Source organism: Sinomonas terrae (genome assembly GCF_022539255.1).
Lineage (GTDB): Bacteria > Actinomycetota > Actinomycetes > Actinomycetales > Micrococcaceae > Sinomonas > Sinomonas terrae.
This window is the reverse complement of the sequence record NZ_JAKZBV010000001.1, coordinates 963,984-982,565: the sequence shown is the minus strand read 5'-3', so window position 1 is coordinate 982,565 and position 18,582 is coordinate 963,984. Positions and strand designations below refer to the sequence as shown.

Genomic DNA, 18,582 nt, shown 5'->3' with positions numbered 1-18,582 from the left:
TCTTCGGGAGGAACCATGTCGCACATCCTGCTGTTGACCAATAGCCGCGGCTCTTCGGTCGAAGTCCTCCCTGCCCTCGAACTCCTGAACCATCAGGTGCACATTCTCCCTGCGGAGCCGACCGCCCTACTCGACGCGGATCCGGCCGACGTCGTCTTCCTCGATGCGCGCAAGGATCTGGTGGGCGCCCGCTCGCTCACCCAGCTCCTCAAGGCCACGGGACTCAGCGCTCCCCTCCTCCTGATCCTCACCGAAGGCGGGATGGCGGCCGTCTCATCGGCGTGGGCGGTCGACGACATCGTCCTCGAATCGGCCGGCCCGGCCGAGATCGAGGCGCGCATCCGCCTCGCGATGTCCCGCTCGGCCCGCGTCGAGGAGCCCGAGACCGAGATCAGGGCGGCCGGCGTCGTCATCGACGAGGCAAGCTACACGGCGCGCGTCAATGGGGAGGCCCTCAACCTCACCTTCAAGGAGTTCGAGCTCCTCAAGTACCTTGCCCAGCATCCGGGCCGCGTCTTCACCCGCCAGCAGCTCCTCACGGAGGTGTGGGGCTACGACTACTACGGAGGCACGCGAACGGTCGACGTGCACGTCAGGCGCCTCCGCGCCAAGCTCGGCCCTGATCATGAGGGGCTCATCGGCACCGTGCGCAACGTCGGCTACCGGCTCACGCTCACGCGGCTCAGCGAGGACGAGCTCAGCGACGCCTAGGGCCGCCCTGACCGAGACTGGCCGACACACGCGAAAGGCCCTACACGATCTGTGTAGGGCCTTTCGGCCTGTGGCGCCCTTCAGGCGTGTGGCGCCTTTCAGTTTGTGGAGGACATACGGGTCGAACGTATCGAAGCCACCCCACTGGTGGATCCCCCCTGCACCGCTCTCAGCGGCGAGCCACCACTCTACACAGAGGCGGGGAGCGGCGCCAAACCGCCCATGCCTCCCCCTCATTCGCTAGCCTTGCTGCATGACGAGCGCATACCCCCAGGATTGGCCCGCCACCGTCGTCGAGGGACGCGTCCCCCGAGCCCTGTGGAGCGAGGTCGAGGCGCTCCTCGCCGCGGCCGAGGATTCCGACGGCACCCCGTCGCTCTCCGAGCAGACCACCGTGCTCCTGCGCTCGCCCGAGACGAGGTCGGAGGAGATCGTGCTGCTGGCGGTGCACGCGCTCGATGACACCTCGGAATCGCCGGCGCCGCAGGACCTTGCCGGCGTCGCAGCGATCGCGTTCCAGCCCGACGGCACAGGGGTCGTGGAGCTCGCCGTCCACCCCAACTACCGCAATCAGGGCGTAGGTGTGCGGCTCGTCGAGGCGATCCGGGAGCTGCGGGGGCCCGCTGGCCAGGAGGGGCTCACCGCCTGGTCCCACGGGAATCACGAGGCAGCCGCGGAGCTCGCCGCGCTGTACGGGTACGTCCCTCTGCGCGAGCTGTGGCGGATGGTCCTGGTGCGCCACGCCGAGGGGCCGACGCCGAGCCTGCCCGAGGACATCACGATCAGGAACTTCGTGCCGGGGCAGGACGAAGAAGCCTGGCTCGCGGCCAACAAGGCGGCGTTCGCCCATCACCCCGAGCAGGGCGCACTTCGCCGAAGCGATCTCGACGCCCGCATGGGTGAACCATGGTTCGACCCGGCCGGATTCTTCCTCGCGGTCGACGGCGATGACCGCATCCTCGGGTTCCACTGGACCAAGGTGCACCCCGCCCACGGCGAGCACAAGGCGATCGGCGAGGTCTACGCCGTCGGCGTCGACCCGTCGGCGCAAGGACGCGGACTGGGGCTCGCCTTGACGCGGACTGGTATCGACTACCTCCACTCCAAGGGCCTCAAGACGATCATGCTGTATACCGATGCGGACAACGCGGCCGCCGTTGCCCTCTACCGCAAGCTTGGATTCACGCTCTGGGACAAGGACGTGCTCTACGGGCCGGCCGAGCCAGCCCGTGTCTGAGCCGACGTCCCGTTACGACGGGATCGATCAGGCGACAGCCCTTGTAGGCTGGTTCCGAACGGACAAGAGCTCTGCGGAGGAACAGTGACTGAAGCCCAGAACGAGAGCACTGCAGCACTGGCGCCGCAGGACCCTGACCTCGCCACCGTCGGTGCCACACGGACCGCCGTGCGGCCCAGCGGCACTGCGCCCGTCTTCGGCACGTCGGAGGTCCCCGCGTCCCGGGCGACCGAGGATCGGATTGACATCCCACAGTTCATGCCGAGCCCCTCACCCGCTGGGGAGATTGGCCCGGACCGCTTCCTGGACCGGGAGCTGAGCTGGCTTGCGTTCAACGCGCGCGTCCTCGAGCTCGCCGAGGATCCCGAACTCTTCCTGCTCGAGCGCGTGAACTTCCTTTCGATCTTCGCCTCGAATCTCGACGAGTTCTTCATGGTCCGCGTTGCCGGCCTCAAGCGCCGCATCGCCACTGGCCTCGCGGTGCCGTCCGCGTCGGGCCTGAGCCCGCACGAGGTCCTCGACCAGATCTCGGTCGCTGCGCACGAACTCCAAGAGCGCCACTGCCGCGTCTTCAATGACCAGATCCGGCCGGCCCTCTCAGAGGCCGGGATCCAACTCGTCTCGTGGGACGATCTGGGCGAGGCCGAGCACGAGCGCCTGAGCACCCTGTTCGCCGAGCAGGTCTTCCCGATCCTCACGCCACTTGCCGTCGACCCGGCCCACCCGTTCCCCTACATTTCGGGGCTCTCACTCAATCTCGCCGTCGTCGTCCGAAATCCGGTGAGCGACAAGGACCTCTTCGCCCGCCTCAAGGTGCCGGACCAGCTTCCGCGGCTCATCTCCGTGGACGGCCCGCGGGCCGGGACCGTCGCCGGGCGGCTCGCGCGCTTCATCCCGCTCGAAGACCTCATCGCGGTGCACCTCGACCAGCTCTTCCCCGGAATGGAGGTCGTCGAGCACCACACGTTCCGCGTGACCCGCAACGAGGACCTCGAGGTCGAAGAGGACGACGCCGAGAACCTCCTCCAGGCGCTCGAGAAGGAGCTCCTGCGCCGGCGGTTCGGGCCGCCCGTTCGCCTCGAGGTCACGACGGACATCAACCCGAACATCAGGGCACTCCTCGTACGGGAGCTCGGAGTCGACGAGGCCGAGGTGTACTCCCTTCCCGGGCCGCTCGATCTCCGCGGCCTCTCGGTGATCAGCGCCATCGACCGGCCCGAGCTCCACTACCCGAAGCAGCTCGCCCATACCTCGCGCTTCCTCAACGAGTCCGAGACGGCAAAGGCCGCGAACGTCTTCGCGGCAATGCGCCGCCGGGACATCCTGCTGCACCATCCGTACGACTCGTTCTCGACCTCGGTTCAGGCATTCCTCGAGCAGGCCGCCTCAGATCCCAAGGTCCAGGCCATCAAGCAGACCCTGTACCGCACCTCGGGCGACTCTCCCATCGTCGACGCACTCATCGATGCGGCCGAGGCGGGCAAGCAGGTGCTGGCCCTCGTCGAGATCAAGGCCCGGTTCGACGAGCAGGCGAACATCTCGTGGGCACGGAAGCTCGAGCAGGCCGGCGTGCACGTGGTCTACGGGATCGTGGGCCTCAAGACGCACTGCAAGCTCTCGCTCGTGGTGCGGCAGGAGAACGATGGGCTCCGCCGCTACTGCCACATCGGCACCGGCAACTACCACCCGAGGACCGCCCGCTACTACGAGGATCTCGGACTCCTCACGTGTGACGAGCAGGTGGGCGAGGACCTCTCCAAGCTGTTCAACCAGCTCTCCGGGTACGCGCCCAAATCGACGTTCAAGCGCCTCCTCGTGGCCCCGCGCTCCGTGCGCTCGGGCCTCATCGACCGCATCGAGACAGAGATCAGGAACGCCCGCGCGGGCCTCCGGGCGCGCGTCGTCATCAAGGTCAACTCGATGGTCGACGAAGCCATCATCGACTCGCTCTACCGCGCCTCGCAGGCCGGGGTGAAGGTCGACATCATCGTGCGCGGGATCTGCTCGCTCCGACCCGGGGTGCCCGGGCTCAGCGACAACATCACGGTCCGCTCGATCCTCGGCCGCTTCCTCGAGCATTCGCGCGTCTTCGGCTTCGCGAACGGCGGCAGCCCGGTCGTCTACATCGGCTCGGCCGACATGATGCACCGCAACCTCGACCGACGGGTGGAAGCCCTCGTCCAGCTCCGCAACCGCGAGGACATCAACGAGCTCATCGCCCTTCTGGACCGCTACCTCGACGACGGCACAGCAAGCTGGCACCTCGACCGGACCGGCACTTGGACCCGACACCACGTCGATGCCGAGGGACGCCCCCTCCAGGACATCCAGTCGTGGCTGCTCGCGTCCCGGGCCCGCCAGCGGTCCTCGTCTCTGCGGTGACGATGGCGGACCAACCGCGCATTGCCGACGATGACCGGGTCTTGGGCGAGCCCGTCGCGGTCTATGCGGCCGGGGCCCTCCCGTGGCGCGTGCGCTCGGGCGAACTCGAGGTGCTCCTCATCCACCGTCCGCGCTACGACGACTGGTCTTGGCCCAAGGGCAAGCAGGACCGCGGCGAGACCATGCCCGAATGCGCGATCCGCGAGGTGCGCGAGGAGATCAGCCTCGAGGAGCCACTCGGGGTCCCGCTCCCAGCCACGAGCTATCACGTCACGGCGGGGTTGAAGATCGTCAACTACTGGGCGGTCAAGGTGCCGCCGAGCGCCGTCGTCCGCCCCGATGGCACCGAGGTCGATTCGGTGCACTGGTGCGGCGTCGAGGAGGCGGCAACGCTCCTGACGAACCCGACCGACGTCCTGCCCCTGCGTTGGCTCGCCGAGTGCCACCGACGCAGCGAGCTCGACACTCTGCCCCTCATCCTGCTGCGGCACGCGAAGGCGAAGCCGCGCGGCTCGTGGACCAAGGCAGAGGGTGATCGGACTCTGGCAGCCTCAGGGGTCCGGCAGGCGGCAGCCGTCGCCCGCCTGCTTGCTGCCTGGCGGCCGAAACGCGTCATCACGAGCCCCTGGCGTCGCTGCGTCGACACCATACGGCCCTACATCGCGGCCTCCAAGGGCAAGGTCAAGGTCCGCCTCGACGAGAAGCTCACCGAGGCCGCGTACAAAAGGAGACCGGAGAAGGCAGCCGCGATCGTCCCCAAGCTCTTCGACAAGCGGACGAGCGGGCTCATCTGCACCCACCGACCCGTGCTGCCGACCCTGCTCAAGGCCTTCGCCGAGCGGTGCGAGCCGGGCATCGAGAGCGAGCTCCCCGCTGAAGATCCCTACCTCACGCCGGGCGAGATGCTCGTGTTCCACGTGACGGTCGAGGGCACGCCGCAGGTCGTGGCGGTCGAGCAGGTCAAGCCGTACGAGGACTGATCTGGTAGCCAGTCCTGACCGCTGGACTCAACTAAGCTAGCGGTCGTGGAAACCACGACTCCTTACGAACGTCTACTGCGTGACGTCCTCGAAAACGGTGCTCACAAGTCCGACCGCACGGGTACGGGGACGCGAAGCGTGTTCGGGCGTCAGATCCGCTTCGACCTTTCCGAGGGCTTCCCTCTCGTGACAACGAAGCGTGTCCATTTCAAGTCGGTCGCCGTCGAGCTTCTGTGGTTCCTCCGCGGCGATTCGAACGTGCGTTGGCTCCAGGAGCAAGGCGTCACCATCTGGGACGAGTGGGCGGACGACGACGGCGAGCTCGGTCCGGTCTACGGCGTCCAGTGGCGCTCGTGGCCCACGCCGGACGGGCAGCACATCGACCAGATTGCCGCAGTCATGGAGTCGCTGCGCAGCAACCCCGATTCGAGGCGGCACATCGTCTCGGCATGGAACGTCGCCGAGGTCTCCAAGATGGCGCTCCCGCCATGCCATGCGTTCTTCCAGTTCTATGTCGAGCCCGGCAGCGATGGGGAGCCTGGCAAGCTCTCGTGCCAGCTCTACCAGCGCAGCGCGGACATGTTCCTCGGCGTCCCGTTCAACATCGCCTCGTACGCGCTGCTCACCCACATGATGGCGCACCAGCTTGGCCTCGGAGTGGGCGATTTCGTGTGGACCGGCGGCGACTGCCACATCTACGACACCCATCTTGAGCAGGTCCGCGAGCAGCTCTCGCGCGAGCCGTATCCGTACCCGAGACTGAATCTCGCGCGAAAGCCCGAGAGCATCTTCGACTACCGATTCGAGGACTTCGAGCTCGTCGACTACCGGCACCATCCCGCGATCAAGGCGCCCGTCGCCGTATGACCTCCGAACCTCTGGACTTCTCCCCCCTCGACGCGAACGCGTCGCCCGGCGTCGGCCTCGTCTGGGCCCAGACCTTGGACGGGGTGATCGGTCGCGACGGGACCATGCCCTGGCACGTCCCCGAGGACCTCGCGCACTTCTCTTCCCTCACCAAGGGGCACCCCGTCGTCATGGGGCGCCGGACGTGGGAATCGATCCCACCCAAGTTCCGGCCGTTCGCGGGGCGTACGAATATCGTCGTGACCCGTCAGAAGGGCTGGGAGGCGGAGGGCGCCGTCGTCGTCCACTCGCTCGGCGACGGCCTGGCCCAAGCCGCGGCAGCGCCCGGCGGCACGCGGATCTGGCTGATCGGGGGCGGTCAGCTGTTCGAACAGGCACTCGCCCTCGACGGTGTGGACATCGCCGTCGTCACGCTCCTCGATCTCGAAGTGGACGGCGACACGAAAGCACCCGCCCTCGGTCCGGAATGGCGCCTGGTTGGCGCCGATCCGGCCGAGGACGGGTGGCGTGAGTCGCGAAGCGGTATCCGCTACCGGATCACCGTGTTCCGCCGCTAGCCGACTGCGGGCCCAGAGGCAGGACGGCCGGCCGCCCCGCCTTCGAGGGCGTCGATGGCCTCGAACTCGAACTCGTCCTCGCCGACGGCGGCCTCGATGTCCTCTGTCTTCATCGCGAGACCCACGGCGTAGTAGAAGATGACGAGGGCGTAGCCGATGACGAAGGCGATATCGACCCACTCGGGGAGGACGTTCAGCGCTCCGGTCCCGTAACGGCCCAGGAGCCCGAGCACGAGCAGGCCGATGAGCCACGGCCAGATCCACGAGGCCGCGCGCCAGTCGAGGTCGCGCCGCTCGCGGAGGGACTTCGAGCGGCGCAGGGCGATCTCGAAGATGATCCGGCCGATGAGGATTGCCGTCAGGAGCTTCCAGATGGCCTCGAAGCCGGACCAGTAGATGATCAGGTTCGCGGCAACGAAGCCGAACGGGGTGAGGACCTTCGGCCACGGCACGCGGTACGGGTGCCTCCGGCTCTCATGCTGGCGGATGAGGGCTTCGAGCGAGACCGGGGCGAAGGCGTACATGATGGCCGTCGCGTCGGTGACGAGACCGACGAGGGACTGCCAGCTCGGGAACGGAAGCAGCGCGATGAGGCCGATGATGAAGGCGATGACGAGCGACGCCCAGGGAACCCCGCGGCGGCTGACCCGCGTGAGTGCCGAGGGCAGCGCGTCGTCCTCACCGAGGGCGTACGAGATGCGGGCCGATGTTCCCACGTAGACGAGGCCAGTGCCCGCGGGCGAGACGACCGCGTCGATCAGGAGGATTGTCGCTAGCCATCCGGCTCCGGCAGCGATCGCCAGATCGTAGTACGGCCCGTACGCGCCGGCGCCGAGCGGGTTGTCCCAGCCCTTCGCGATGTTCGCCGGATCCAGTGCGCCGATGAACGCGACCTCGAGCAGGATGTAGATCGCGGCGCCGATGAACATGGCGATGATGATGGCCCGCGCGACGTCCCGCTTCGGGTTGCGCGCCTCGCCAGCCATCTGGGCGGCCTGCTCGAAGCCTTGGAGAGCGAAGACGACGCCCAGCGGCAGCGCCGCGAAGATCCCATGGACGCCGTTCGGGGCGAAGCCGCCCCCGCCCTGACCGAAGTTGCCGGGGTGGAACCTCAGGATGATGATCACGATGATGGTCAGGATCGGCACAGCCGTCTTCCAGATCACCACCACCACGTTGCTGTCCGAAAGCCACCGCGCGCCCATGAGGTTGATGACCAGGAAGAGGGCTAGGGCGAGCGCCGCGATGAGCAGGCCCACCGGGGTGAGGGTCGAATCGGGGTTCACCATCTTGAGGCCTGATGCCCATGGAGCGCTCTCGAGATAGGTGATGCTGCCTTCGACCTCGATCGGCGCGATCGTGACGGCCTGCAGATAGCCCGCCCAGCCTGCGGTGAAGCCCGCAAGAGCGCCGAAGGCGTAGTGCGGATAGCGGGCGGTGCCGCCTGCCACGGGGTAGGCCGCACCGAGATCGGCATGGATGAGGGCGAGAACCACGAGGAGCACGGCCGCAAGCAGCCACGATATGAGAGATGCGGGGCCGGCCGACTTCGCGGCCCCGAGGGCACCCAGCAGCCAGCCCGAGCCGATGATGGATCCGAGGGAGACGAACATGAGCCCCCAGAATCCGACCACCCGCTTGAGGGGCTGGCCACGGTGGGTCTGGACGACTTCTTGGGTCATGCGGTCCACTCCTTGTCGCTTGCAATGCACCTAGAGAATGCCGAGGCTGAGGACAGCCCCGCGCCTCGGGTGCGCGCGGAGCGACCTCCGTCCACGTGCTCCAGATCACGACCTGCCCCCAGCGACCCTTAGACGATAACGGCGGAACCCCGATGTGGAAAGAGTTTCCGCCTGCCGTGTTTCGGCGCGTCGGCGCCCCCGCGGCGAGCGTCTCGGGGTGCCCGACGGCGTGTAGGGTGGCGTGCGTGCATGCCGAGGCAGAAGAGGACGCAGAGAAGACAGCCGCCGAGGGTACGGCCGAGGAGATCGGCCTCGGCTTCGCCGAGCTGCTCGCGCTCCTCGCCCTTCACGGCGGCCCGAGCGCCCAGGCCACCGCGGAGCTTCTCGGCATCATCGACTACGCGGACATCCCGGAGGTGCTGTCCTCGGGTGCCTCTGCCCTCGTCGCCCGCCGGTTCGCCGAGGTCGGCAGCACAGGCGAGCTCCTGGTCGAGGGTCCTGTCGCGGGCATCGCGGCGGCGCTCGGTGGCGCAGAACGCAGGATGGACCTCACCCTCGAATCCTCTGAGTGGTCGGACCGCATCATCCTGCTCGAGGCTCCCGGGATTGCGATCCTCCTCCGGCCCCGCGCCTACGGCACGTGGTGGGCCCTCCCCCAGCGGGCCGATCTCGCGCCGACCGAGGCCACGTTCCAGCTCATAGCTGGCCACCTCGGCGAACATCCCGACGGGCGCGTCCTCGTGGAACGGCACGGCGTCGGCCAAGGCTACGCGCTGTCGGTGCGGCGGGCGCACGACGGCGGTTGGCTGCTTGGCGTGAAGATGCCCGACTCGGCGGACATCGCCGAGGACCCGGGCGACGACGGCGTCCTCCTGACCGCCCTGCGTGCGGTCCGCAACGACTGAGTCCTAGCGCACAGCGGGAGGCGTGAAGTAACGCACAGCGGGAGCAACGCCGTCGCCCGTAAAATGGAAGGCATGACTTCTTCGGTGGGCTTTGTCGGCTGGCGCGGCATGGTGGGCTCCGTGCTCATGGAGCGGATGCAGGACGAGGGCGACTTCGCCTCGATCAACCCAGTCTTCTTCTCGACGTCGAACGCCGGCGGCGCCGCTCCCACCTTCGCTGGTTCTGCTGGGGGCGACGCGGGCAGGCTTGAGGACGCGTACGACGTCGAGGCCCTCGCCAAGCTGCCGATCATCGTGACCGCGCAGGGCGGTGACTACACGAAGAAGGTCCACCCGCAGCTGCGGGCTGCCGGCTGGGACGGTCTCTGGATCGATGCGGCGTCGACGCTGCGCATGAACGACGACTCGATCATCGTGCTGGACCCCGTCAACCGCACGGTGATCGACGAAGGCCTCGCCTCGGGCGTCAAGGACTTCATCGGCGGCAACTGCACGGTTTCGTGCATGCTCATGGGCCTCGGCGGGCTGTTCCGCAACAACCTCGTCGAGTGGGGCACGTCCATGACGTACCAGGCGGCGTCGGGCGGCGGGGCCCGGCACATGCGCGAGCTCCTCACCCAGTTCGGGGCCCTGCACGGTGCCGTCGCCTCCGAGCTCGAGGACCCGGCGTCGGCCATCCTCGAGATCGACCGCAAAGTCTTGGCGGCCCAGCGCGGAGGCGTGGATGCGACGCAGTTCGGTGTGCCGCTCGCCGGCTCGCTCATCCCTTGGATCGATGCCGACCTCGGCAACGGGCAGTCCAAGGAGGAGTGGAAGGCCGGGGTTGAGACCAACAAGATCCTCGGGACGAGTGCTGGCGGCGCGATCGATCCGGTCATCATGGACGGCCTTTGCGTCCGAATCGGCGCGATGCGCTCGCACTCTCAGGCCCTCACGCTCAAGCTCCGGGAGGACCTTTCGGTCAGCGAGATCGAGAAGCTCATCGATGCAGACAACGAGTGGGCGCATGTGGTGCCGAACGAGAAGCAGGCGTCGATGGACCAGCTGACACCCGTGGCTGCCTCGGGAACGCTCGACATCCCCGTGGGCCGCATCCGCAAGCTCGAGATGGGGCCCGAGTACATCTCGGCCTTCACCGTCGGAGACCAGCTGCTGTGGGGCGCGGCCGAGCCGCTCCGCCGCATGCTCAAGATCGCGACCGGCACCCTCTGACGCATTTGGCGCGACGCAGAACTGCTGCCCTCACCCGCATTTGCGTGCGAAATTTCGTACAGAAATGCGGGTAAGAGCAGCAGTCGCATCTGGTCCGTCATCTTGCGGGTCAGCTTGGACTTCACGCTTCACGCCGAGCGACGCCCGGCCATCGCGATCGCGGCCTCTATACGGTTCCGCACCTCGTCTGGCCGGTCCAAGTCGGCCCATCGTAAGCGCACGAAGACCCACCCTTGCTCCATGAGGAGCGACTGGCGACGCCGTTCGGCAAGCAGCGCCTCATCAACAGGACCGAGGCTGTATTTGCCCTCTCCGTCGAACTCGAGGATGACTCTCAGCTGCGGCCACGCATAGTCTGCCCTGTAGAGGCCTGCGAAGGTCCTGAGCTCGAGCTGAGCCACGGGACGAGGAAACCCGAGCATTTCAATCAGGAGTCGCGCCCTGGTCTCCCCCACGGATTCGGCTGCACCGTCCACTGCCCCCAAAGCACGCAGACCCCGCTGGCGGCCCCTCGCCGACCCGGCAACAAGAGCGGCTTTCAGATCCGAAATGTCCAGCCCCAATCTGAGCGCGCTATCCCCCACAACGGCCGCCTGTTCAAACGGCAGGATCCGCAGGCAATCGGCTGCGGTGCGCAACAACGTCGTGACCCGCAGACGGCGGCCTCTTCGCAGGACGACCTGCAGCTCAGCTGGGGCGAGAGACAGCTGGTGGGTCGCGGTGTCCGAAGCCCGACTCGTCCCGGCACCCGAGTACCGAGTCGCCAGATGGATCTTCGATCCGACGTTCCATACTGAACAACCGTGCAGCCTCGCCGCACTCGTCAGGCAGTAGATCCCGGCGCCGTCTGTCCCTTCGATGTGGGCCTCCAAACGGGCCTCATCGCGTTCCCAAGGAGAAAGAGACCGCCATCGATGGGCTGGAATGTAGGCGCCGTGACGAAGACGGAGGACGAATCCCGCCTTCGTCGCCCGGCTCAGCAATCGGTCGTCGATGCCGACCGCTCTTAAGCTCGCCGTCGATACGACGTCAGTGGGAGGCCATCTGGCTGCCAGCAAAGAGCCGATATGCGCGCTTTCCATGCCCCCCATCGTCACCGCTTAATTGCGAGGACTTTGTCCAAATCCGGCCCTATGTGGACAACCGCGATCCCAAACAGCGGCGAACGTCCGACGGCGTTGTGACAAGGGCTGCCCTGAGCCGCATGTCTGGTGGAAATTTCGCAAGGAGTTGCGGTCGAGGGAAGCAGTTGCGGTCGAGGGAAGCAGTTGCGGTCGAGGGAAGGAGTTGCGGTCGAGGGAAGGAGTTGCGGTCGGCGACGTAGCCGGATTGGGGTCAGCCTGCCCAGTATTCTTCGATCCGCGCCACGGCTCGCGCCATCGCCGAGGCGGCCGACGGCCCGAGCTCCTCGAACAGCTCCGGCCGGACGCGGGGTGCGGCCGGGGTCCCCTCCTTGAGCCATGTCCCGACCGCTCGGCCGCCAACGCTGAGCATCGCCTTGAAGACGCCGTTCACGCCCGGGACGAGGCGCTCGAGATACGGCTCCGGAATGGCCACTGATCGGTCGGGGTAGCCCAGCGCGAGCTCGTCGTAGCCGGGCAGTGCGACGACTGTGCGGGCGCCCACCCGCGAGTCGAGCAGAGACGCGACTTCCGGCGTGCAGAAGAGCTCCCGCCCACCGGCCTCGAGCCCGACCGCCTTTGCAGCTGCCGCACGAAAAGGCCCCCTCACGGTCCCCAGCGGCTGGCCGATCCACCATGCGAAGTCACGCTCGTCCACCGGCCCATGCGATGCCACATACCGGCCCGCGAGATATTCGAGGGCTTCGTCGCCCGCGAGCCCCTCCCCCGGTGGCAGCCACTCGTCCGCGAGCCTGAATTCCTGCTGCCGCCCTCGCAGCGGCCCCTGCACAAGAACCAGCCGATGGCTCAGGATCGAGAGCAGATGAATCCCGCGCTGGCTGCGGGTGGGCTGGCCGGCAGCCTCAAACGCCTCGAACAGCTCCGTCCGGGTGAGGCCAATTCCTCCCCCGAGCCGTTCCTCCGCGACCTTTCGCGCGACCGCCACGTCATCCTCCGCGATGCCGAGCCCCCGATGCCGCGAAGCGGCCGAGCGCATGACACGCTCCGAGGCGAGACCTACATAGGTGCGGACGTCACTGGCCGCGACGATGAACAGCGTCCCGCGCATGGTCCACGTGCGGACGACGGCGCCACTCGCCAGAGCGGCGGCGACACCCCTCGCTGAGGCGCCCTCTGTCCGCACACCAACAGCGAGCATTCCGGCCGGGAGGTCCTGACTCTGCAGCGCCGCCATTCGCCGGACCGCTGAGACAGGGTTCGGCGCCATCCTCAGCGGCTCGGGGAGCGAGTCACCCGGCACGAGACCCTGTGCGGCAAGGCGCAGGCGGGCCAGCGCCGTCGTACTGATGCCCGGCGTCGTACTGTTGCGCGAGGCGGAATCCGTCGACATGCGTCCATCATGCTCCCGTCGCGCCGTCACGTCCGCAGGGTATGCACCCTGCGGACGTGACGGCGCATCAGGAGCGTCCCGGCCAGGGGTGAGGGGGCCAGGGGCGAAGGGCCAGGGGTGAGGGGGCCAGGGGTGAGGGGGCCAGGGTTGGGGGCCAGGGCTAGACGAAGGCCCCGACCCCTGTCACGTCCCGGCCGATCAGCAGGGCCTGCACGCTCTCGGTTCCTTCGTAGGTGTGGATGGATTCGATGTCCATCATGTGCCGGATGACGTGGTTCTCGAGGAGGATGCCGTTCCCGCCGAGCAGGTCGCGCGCTGTGGACGCGATGAGGCGCGCCTTGCGCGTGTTGTGGTACTTCGCCATCGAGGCCTGCGTCGGGTGCATCCGGCCCTCGGCGTCGAGGCGCGCGAGGTGGACGCAGTGCAGCTGCATGCTCGTGAGCTCGGCGAGCATCTGCGAGAGGCGGTCCTGGACGAGCTGGAAGTTCGCGAGCGGCTTCCCGAACTGGACCCGCTGCTGGGCGTAGGCGAGCGCGGCTTCGTAGGCAGCGGTCGCATGGCCCAATGCCGACCACGCGACACCGAGGCGGGTCGCGACGAGCACGCGGGAGGTGTCCTTGAACGTCCGGGCTCCAGGCAGGACGTTCTCCGCACGAACGCGCACGCCGTTGAGTCGGATGCGAGCCTGATGGATGGCCCGGAGCGAGCCCTTGCCTTCGATCACCTCGGCCTCGTAGCCGGGCGTGTCCTGCTCCACGAGGAAGCCGCGGACATTCCCGTCCTCGTCGCGTGCCCACACGACAGTGACCCCGCCGGAGGCCCCGTTGCCGATCCATTTCTTCTCGCCGTCGAGCACCCATTCGCCGCCGTCCTGACGGGCCGTGGTCTCGAGACTGACCGAGTCGGAGCCATGGTCCGGCTCGGTGAGCGCGAAGGACCCGAGTTCCTCTCCCCGCGCGAGCGGTCCGAGCCAGCGATCCTTCTGCTCCGGGGAACCGTGGAACGCGATCGAGCGGAGGGCGAGGCCACCTTGGACGGCGACGATTGTCCCGAGCGAGCCGTCGCCCCGCGAGACCTCCATGTTCACGAGGCCGGCCGCGAGCGGGCTCATGGGCTGGAGCCCTGGCACCTCGATGCCATCTGCGAGCAGGTTGAGCTCGCCCATCCGCTTGACGAGGTGGACCGGATACTCCGCGCGGTCCCAGTAGCCGTTGACGTCCGGGAGGGTTTCGTCGACGAATCCGCGGGCACGCTCCCATGCCGCGCGATCGTCGTGGGGGATCCCTTCGAAGACCGAGTAGTAGTCGGTGTCGAGGGCGGATTCGAGGTCGTAGTCGGGCACGCCTCAGATCTACCGTGAAACTGAGTATCAGGTCAAGCGGGACTGAGTTTCAGGCCCATCGAGCGCGGCCTCGACGCGGCGCACCACCTCGGACGCGGGAACCGAGCGTTTAAAGACAAGGACGACGACGTCGTCCGCCTCCCGCGGCAGGGAGGTCCCGACGTCGTCCGCCTCGCGCGGCGGGGAGGTCCCGACGTCGTCCGCCTCCCGCGGCCGGGAGCCCCCGGCGTCGTCCGAGCCTTGGAGGACCCCGAAGAGCCGCCGCACGCCGTCGAGCTCGGCGCGCAGGCGGCCCGCGTCCGCGTCGGCGTCTCCGCGCATGAGGCCGCGGAGGAAGTAATTGTGGGTCGCGATGACGGTCGAGGCGAAACGCACGACGTCGAGCGGCGCGGCGCCGGGGAGGGCCGCCCGGAGGTAGCCCTCGAAGAGCCGCTCGTATCGGAAGGTCGTCACGAGTTCCTTGTCGCGGAGGCTCGGCTCGCGGTTCACCACCTCGTAGCGCAGCTGAGCTAGTTCGGGCTGCTCGGCGAAGTGCGCGAAGACCAGCTCGGCCGCGGCGCAGACGGCGCTCCAGGGATCCGAGTGGGGTTCGGCAAGGAAGGCCCGGGCCTCGTCGAGGAGGGCATCGTGATCGGCGAAGACCACGTCCTCCTTCGACCGGAACTGGCGGAAGAACGTGCTGCGCGAGAGCCCGACGGCGGAGGCCACCTGATCCGTGCTCGTCGCCTCGTAGCCCTGTTCCGCGTAGAGGCGGACCGCCGCGGCCGCGACGTCGTGACGGAACCGCACGCGCTCATCGTGCACCCCAGAGGCGCCCCGCGGGCCGGGCGCCTCGCTCACAGCTCGAGTCCGATGAGAAGCGGCTCGTTCGTGAGCTCGATACCGAAGCGCGCCCGCACGCCGTCGCGCACCTCGCGGGCGAGGGCCAGCAGGTCCTTCGCGCTCGCTCCCCCGCGGTTGGTGATCGCGAGCGTGTGCTTGGTCGAGAGGGAGGCGCGACCGCCGGTCACGCTGTCTTCCTCGAGCCCGTAGCCCTTGTGGAAGCCGGCCTGCTCGATGAGCCATGCCGCGGACGTCTTCACGAGCCCATCCCCTGCCGGGTAGCGCGGCGCGTCGGCCGGGAGGGCGGCTGCGGCCTCATCGGAGAGGATGGGGTTGGTGAAGAAGGAACCGGTCGAATAGGTGTCCCGGTCTGAAGGATCGAGCACCATGCCCTTCGACCCGCGCAGACGCAGGACCTCGCGGCGCACGTCGAGGGCCGAGGCACGCTGTCCGGGCTCGACACCGAGCCCGCGGGCGAGCTCGGCATAGCGGACCGGGGCGCTCATGCGGCCGAGTGCGAGCTGGAAGTCGACTCGCAGGACGACATAGCGGGGCGACCCCTCCCTCGTCGTCTGCTTGAGGAGGGAATCGCGGTAGCCGAACTTGAGCTCGGACGGGACGAACGTCTTGACGGCGCTCGCCTTGCGGTCCCACGTGCGCACCTGCCAGATGGTCTGGGAGACGTCCGAGCCGTACGCGCCAACGTTCTGGACGGGCGTCGCGCCCGTCGAACCGGGGATGCCCGAAAGCGCCTCGACACCGCTCCACGCATGGTGCACGGCGTGGTCGACGAAGTCGTCCCACGAATGGCCTGCCTGGACTCCGACGGAGACCCCGCCGCATGCGTCCGCGGAGTCGACTACGAGGCCCTCGGAGGCGATCTTGAGGACCATTCCCGGATAGCCCTCGTCCGCGACGAGCAGGTTCGAACCGCCGCTGACGATCAGAAGCGGCTCGCCGGCGTCGTCCGCTGTCCGAACGGCGTCGATGATCTCCGCCTCCGTGCGGGCCTCCTCGAAGCGGGCCGCGGGCCCGCCGACGGCGGAGGTGGTCAGGGAGGAAAGGAGGGTCTCGCTCACCGGTCCAGCTTAGTCGGCCTGCCTCACGGGAGGCGGACGACCGCCTGCGCCTTGGTCAGCACGCGCTGCCCTGCGCAGGTCACTGCGAGGTCGACGCGCGCGGTCCGTGCGTCGGCGTCGAGCGCGCCGATGGCCCCGACAACCTCGAGGACGGCCCCCGGCTCGTCCGTGCCCGTGGTGTCCGCGACCGGGACGGGCTTCGTGAAGCGCGTCTGGTAGTCGACGACGGCGCCCGGGTCACCGGCCCAGTCGACCACGAGCTGGACGGCCGCCCCCATCGTGAACATGCCGTGGGCGATCACTCCCGGAAGCTCGACGGCCAGGGCGAAGTCGTTGTTCCAGTGGATCGGGTTGAAGTCGCCGGAGGCACCCGCGTACCTGACGAGGTCGCTGCGCGTCACGGCAATCTCCCGACGCCCGATCTCGAGCCCGGTTTCGAGCTTCTCGAACGCAGGCGCTGCGGCGAATCCTGCAGTGGTCACTGGCCCTCCCCTCGAACAAGGATGGAGGAGGTCGTGGTCGCGACCCTCTCCCCCGACTCGGACGCGATCTCGGCGCGGGTCGTGATCATCGCACCGCCGCCCATAGCGCGCACGTTGTCGACGTGCAGCTCGGCCGTGAGGCTGTCGCCCGCCACGATCGGCCGGTGGTGTGTGAAGCGCTGTTCGGCATGCACCACGCGCGAGAAGTCGATGCCCGACTCTGGGTCCGCGATGAGCTGCGCGTCCGCCCGCTGGGCGACGATGATCGCGAACGACGGCGGCGCGACCAGATCGGCGTAGCCGATCGACTTCGCGGCCTCGACGTCGAAATGGGCCGGGTGGACGGCCTTGACGGCACGGGCGAATTCGCGGATCTTCTCGCGGGCGACGTCGTACGCCTCGGCGGGCGGGTAGACGCGACCCTGCAGGTCGGGGTTGATGGCCATGGAAGAAGCCTATCCCCGGATCCGACGGCGCATCTCGCGGGCCCGGATGCCGATGCCGAAAAGGTGCGCCACGAGGCCGACGCCGATGATCACCAGGGACGCGTACAGGAGCCACGTGACGTGGCTCAAGTTCGCGACGATGTTGAGGATGATCCCGACACCCAAGAAGGCCATGCCCGACAGCACGACCTTCTTGTACAGCGGAGGAGCCGTCTCCCAGAACTCGTTCACAGGCTCCTCGTTCAGGCCGGCTGCACGCCGAAGGCGGTGGCGAGCTTCATGATCTTCTCGGCGCGGCCGAGGCGCGGGAGGTCGGAGCCGTCGCGGATCACGCGGCCGTTCGCCTCGAAGTCCCGCATGAAGTCGGAGGCCCATGCGACGTCGCTCGGGGTCGGGCTGATGACCTCGTTGATCACCGTGGTCTGATCGACCGCGAGGCAGAGCTTGCCCGTCATGCCCATCATGACGGTGATGGCGCTCTGCTCCCGCAGGATCGGGTGGTTGGTGCCGACGGTCGGGCCGTCGATGGGGCCGGGGAGGCCGCCGACGCGGCTCGCGACGACCAATTTCGCCCGCGGGTACGCCATAGCCTCCGGCGTGGCCGCCATGCCCGTGTCGCGACGGAAGTCACCGGAGCCGAAGGCGAGGCGGAAGGCGCCCTGAGCCTTGGCGATGTGATTGGCCTCCTCGATGCCCACGGCCGATTCGACGAGCGGGATCACCGGAGTCTTGCCGTCCATGCGGTGGTAGCTCTCCGTGACCTGGTCCGAGGATTCGGTCTTGGCGAGCATGACGCCGAGCAGGCCGGCCGTTCCGCGCAGGCCGGCGAGGTCGTCGGCCCAGAACGGACTCGTCGCATCGTTGATCCGCACCCAGGCTTGACCGCCCTCGTGCATCCACCGGATCACGTTCTCGCGGGCCTCGTCCTTGTGCGAGGGATCCACGGCGTCCTCGATGTCGAGGATGACCGCGTCCGCCCGCGAGGACGAGCACTCGGAGAAGATCTCTGGCCGCATCGCGTTGACCAGCAGCCATGAGCGAGCGATCTCGGGGTTCACGCTGCGGGCTGGGCGGGAGGAATCGGCGCCGGTGGGGCGGGAGAGATCAGCCCCGGTGGGGCGAGGCGATTCGGCGGCGGTCGTTGAGGTCATGGGTCCACGGTATCCCCCGCGCGCGCCCGTGGCACATCGGGCCTCGGGTGGGCGCCCTCGGGGAGACGCGGTTCCGGAGCCTCTGCGCCGCCTTACCCGTCTGATCCCCCTAGATGCTGAGGGAGTACCTCGAATTCCACCCCCCGCAGGCCTCCCACCAGGTGATCCCAGAGCGCATGCCCGGAGCGTGCGCGGTCGACGCCGTCCGCTGTGTGGGATTGACCCTTTCGGGGCCGGAGCTTCCATCTTCCACGG

Annotated in this window: 18 protein-coding genes; 8 read left to right on the top strand and 10 right to left on the bottom strand. The window is 68.2% G+C overall.

Going from position 1 to position 18,582, the window contains the following annotated elements:
* Nucleotides 1-15: 15 nt before the first annotated feature.
* The 6 genes from L0M17_RS04550 (at nt 16) to L0M17_RS04525 (ending at nt 6,734) form a co-directional block, all read left to right on the top strand.
* Nucleotides 16-711, top strand: a complete 696-nt coding sequence (locus tag L0M17_RS04550) for a winged helix-turn-helix transcriptional regulator (RefSeq protein WP_241051831.1) — start codon at nt 16-18, stop codon at nt 709-711.
* A 253-nt stretch (nt 712-964) separates the two neighbouring features.
* A complete protein-coding gene (gene mshD / locus L0M17_RS04545; protein ID WP_241051824.1) occupies nt 965-1,948 on the top strand; it encodes a mycothiol synthase in 984 nt (327 codons plus the stop codon).
* A gap of 258 nt (nt 1,949-2,206) precedes the next feature.
* Nucleotides 2,207-4,330, top strand: coding sequence for an RNA degradosome polyphosphate kinase (locus L0M17_RS04540; protein ID WP_241056307.1), 2,124 nt, complete (start codon nt 2,207-2,209; stop codon nt 4,328-4,330).
* Between the two features lie 2 nt (nt 4,331-4,332).
* On the top strand, nt 4,333-5,310 hold the full coding sequence (locus L0M17_RS04535; protein WP_241056306.1) for an NUDIX hydrolase: 978 nt from the start codon (nt 4,333-4,335) through the stop codon (nt 5,308-5,310).
* A gap of 45 nt (nt 5,311-5,355) precedes the next feature.
* On the top strand, nt 5,356-6,177 hold the full coding sequence (locus L0M17_RS04530) for a thymidylate synthase (protein WP_241051811.1): 822 nt from the start codon (nt 5,356-5,358) through the stop codon (nt 6,175-6,177).
* A complete protein-coding gene (locus L0M17_RS04525; RefSeq protein WP_241051809.1) occupies nt 6,174-6,734 on the top strand; it encodes a dihydrofolate reductase in 561 nt (186 codons plus the stop codon). The genes L0M17_RS04530 and L0M17_RS04525 overlap by 4 nt, the downstream gene beginning before the upstream one ends.
* Here the strand turns inward: L0M17_RS04525 and L0M17_RS04520 are convergent.
* Nucleotides 6,731-8,416: an APC family permease gene (locus L0M17_RS04520; RefSeq protein ID WP_241051807.1), complete on the bottom strand. Its 1,686-nt coding sequence runs from the start codon at nt 8,414-8,416 to the stop codon at nt 6,731-6,733. The two genes, L0M17_RS04525 and L0M17_RS04520, sit on opposite strands and share 4 nt — an antisense overlap.
* A gap of 245 nt (nt 8,417-8,661) precedes the next feature.
* Between L0M17_RS04520 and L0M17_RS04515 the strand changes: the two genes are divergently transcribed.
* Nucleotides 8,662-9,321: a hypothetical protein gene (locus tag L0M17_RS04515; RefSeq protein ID WP_241051805.1), complete on the top strand. Its 660-nt coding sequence runs from the start codon at nt 8,662-8,664 to the stop codon at nt 9,319-9,321.
* Between the two features lie 72 nt (nt 9,322-9,393).
* Entirely contained in the window at nt 9,394-10,533 is a 1,140-nt protein-coding gene (asd, locus tag L0M17_RS04510; protein WP_255731721.1) for an aspartate-semialdehyde dehydrogenase, read from the top strand.
* A 128-nt stretch (nt 10,534-10,661) separates the two neighbouring features.
* On the opposite strand, the gene L0M17_RS04505 is transcribed toward asd, so the two are convergent.
* The 9 genes from L0M17_RS04505 to L0M17_RS04465 form a co-directional block, all read right to left on the bottom strand.
* On the bottom strand, nt 10,662-10,934 hold the full coding sequence (locus tag L0M17_RS04505) for a putative endonuclease domain-containing protein (RefSeq protein ID WP_241051802.1): 273 nt from the start codon (nt 10,932-10,934) through the stop codon (nt 10,662-10,664).
* A 934-nt stretch (nt 10,935-11,868) separates the two neighbouring features.
* Nucleotides 11,869-13,005, bottom strand: coding sequence for a winged helix DNA-binding domain-containing protein (locus L0M17_RS04500; RefSeq protein WP_241051800.1), 1,137 nt, complete (start codon nt 13,003-13,005; stop codon nt 11,869-11,871).
* A 160-nt stretch (nt 13,006-13,165) separates the two neighbouring features.
* Nucleotides 13,166-14,347 (bottom strand): acyl-CoA dehydrogenase family protein, encoded by a 1,182-nt coding sequence (locus L0M17_RS04495; RefSeq protein WP_241051793.1) that lies wholly within the window; start codon nt 14,345-14,347, stop codon nt 13,166-13,168.
* 27 nt (nt 14,348-14,374) lie between these two features.
* Complete coding sequence (locus tag L0M17_RS04490) at nt 14,375-15,187, bottom strand: TetR/AcrR family transcriptional regulator (protein WP_241051784.1); 813 nt, start codon at nt 15,185-15,187, stop codon at nt 14,375-14,377.
* Entirely contained in the window at nt 15,184-16,248 is a 1,065-nt protein-coding gene (locus tag L0M17_RS04485; RefSeq protein WP_241051775.1) for a UDP-N-acetylmuramate dehydrogenase, read from the bottom strand. Before L0M17_RS04485 ends, L0M17_RS04490 begins: the two co-directional genes overlap by 4 nt.
* Nucleotides 16,249-16,271: 23 nt before the next feature.
* A complete protein-coding gene (locus tag L0M17_RS04480; RefSeq protein WP_241051767.1) occupies nt 16,272-16,730 on the bottom strand; it encodes a MaoC family dehydratase in 459 nt (152 codons plus the stop codon).
* Complete coding sequence (locus L0M17_RS04475) at nt 16,727-17,176, bottom strand: MaoC family dehydratase N-terminal domain-containing protein (RefSeq protein ID WP_241051765.1); 450 nt, start codon at nt 17,174-17,176, stop codon at nt 16,727-16,729. The genes L0M17_RS04480 and L0M17_RS04475 overlap by 4 nt, the downstream gene beginning before the upstream one ends.
* Nucleotides 17,177-17,185: 9 nt before the next feature.
* Nucleotides 17,186-17,407, bottom strand: a complete 222-nt coding sequence (locus L0M17_RS04470; RefSeq protein ID WP_241051763.1) for a DUF3188 domain-containing protein — start codon at nt 17,405-17,407, stop codon at nt 17,186-17,188.
* Between the two features lie 11 nt (nt 17,408-17,418).
* On the bottom strand, nt 17,419-18,327 hold the full coding sequence (locus L0M17_RS04465) for an HpcH/HpaI aldolase/citrate lyase family protein (RefSeq protein WP_241051761.1): 909 nt from the start codon (nt 18,325-18,327) through the stop codon (nt 17,419-17,421).
* Between the last annotated feature and the right edge of the window lie 255 nt (nt 18,328-18,582).

Bases quoted from the DNA above. Each gene is read 5' to 3' on its own strand.
- L0M17_RS04550 (WP_241051831.1), top strand. From the start codon at position 16: ATGTCGCACATCCTGCTGTTGACCAATAGCCGCGGCTCTTCGGTCGAA.
- mshD (WP_241051824.1), top strand. From the start codon at position 965: ATGACGAGCGCATACCCCCAGGATTGGCCCGCCACCGTCGTCGAGGGA.
- L0M17_RS04540 (WP_241056307.1), top strand. From the start codon at position 2,207: ATGCCGAGCCCCTCACCCGCTGGGGAGATTGGCCCGGACCGCTTCCTG.
- L0M17_RS04535 (WP_241056306.1), top strand. From the start codon at position 4,333: ATGGCGGACCAACCGCGCATTGCCGACGATGACCGGGTCTTGGGCGAG.
- L0M17_RS04525 (WP_241051809.1), top strand. From the start codon at position 6,174: ATGACCTCCGAACCTCTGGACTTCTCCCCCCTCGACGCGAACGCGTCG.
- L0M17_RS04520 (WP_241051807.1), bottom strand. From the start codon at position 8,416: ATGACCCAAGAAGTCGTCCAGACCCACCGTGGCCAGCCCCTCAAGCGG.
- asd (WP_255731721.1), top strand. From the start codon at position 9,394: ATGACTTCTTCGGTGGGCTTTGTCGGCTGGCGCGGCATGGTGGGCTCC.
- L0M17_RS04500 (WP_241051800.1), bottom strand. From the start codon at position 13,005: ATGTCGACGGATTCCGCCTCGCGCAACAGTACGACGCCGGGCATCAGT.
- L0M17_RS04475 (WP_241051765.1), bottom strand. From the start codon at position 17,176: ATGGCCATCAACCCCGACCTGCAGGGTCGCGTCTACCCGCCCGCCGAG.
- L0M17_RS04465 (WP_241051761.1), bottom strand. From the start codon at position 18,327: ATGACCTCAACGACCGCCGCCGAATCGCCTCGCCCCACCGGGGCTGAT.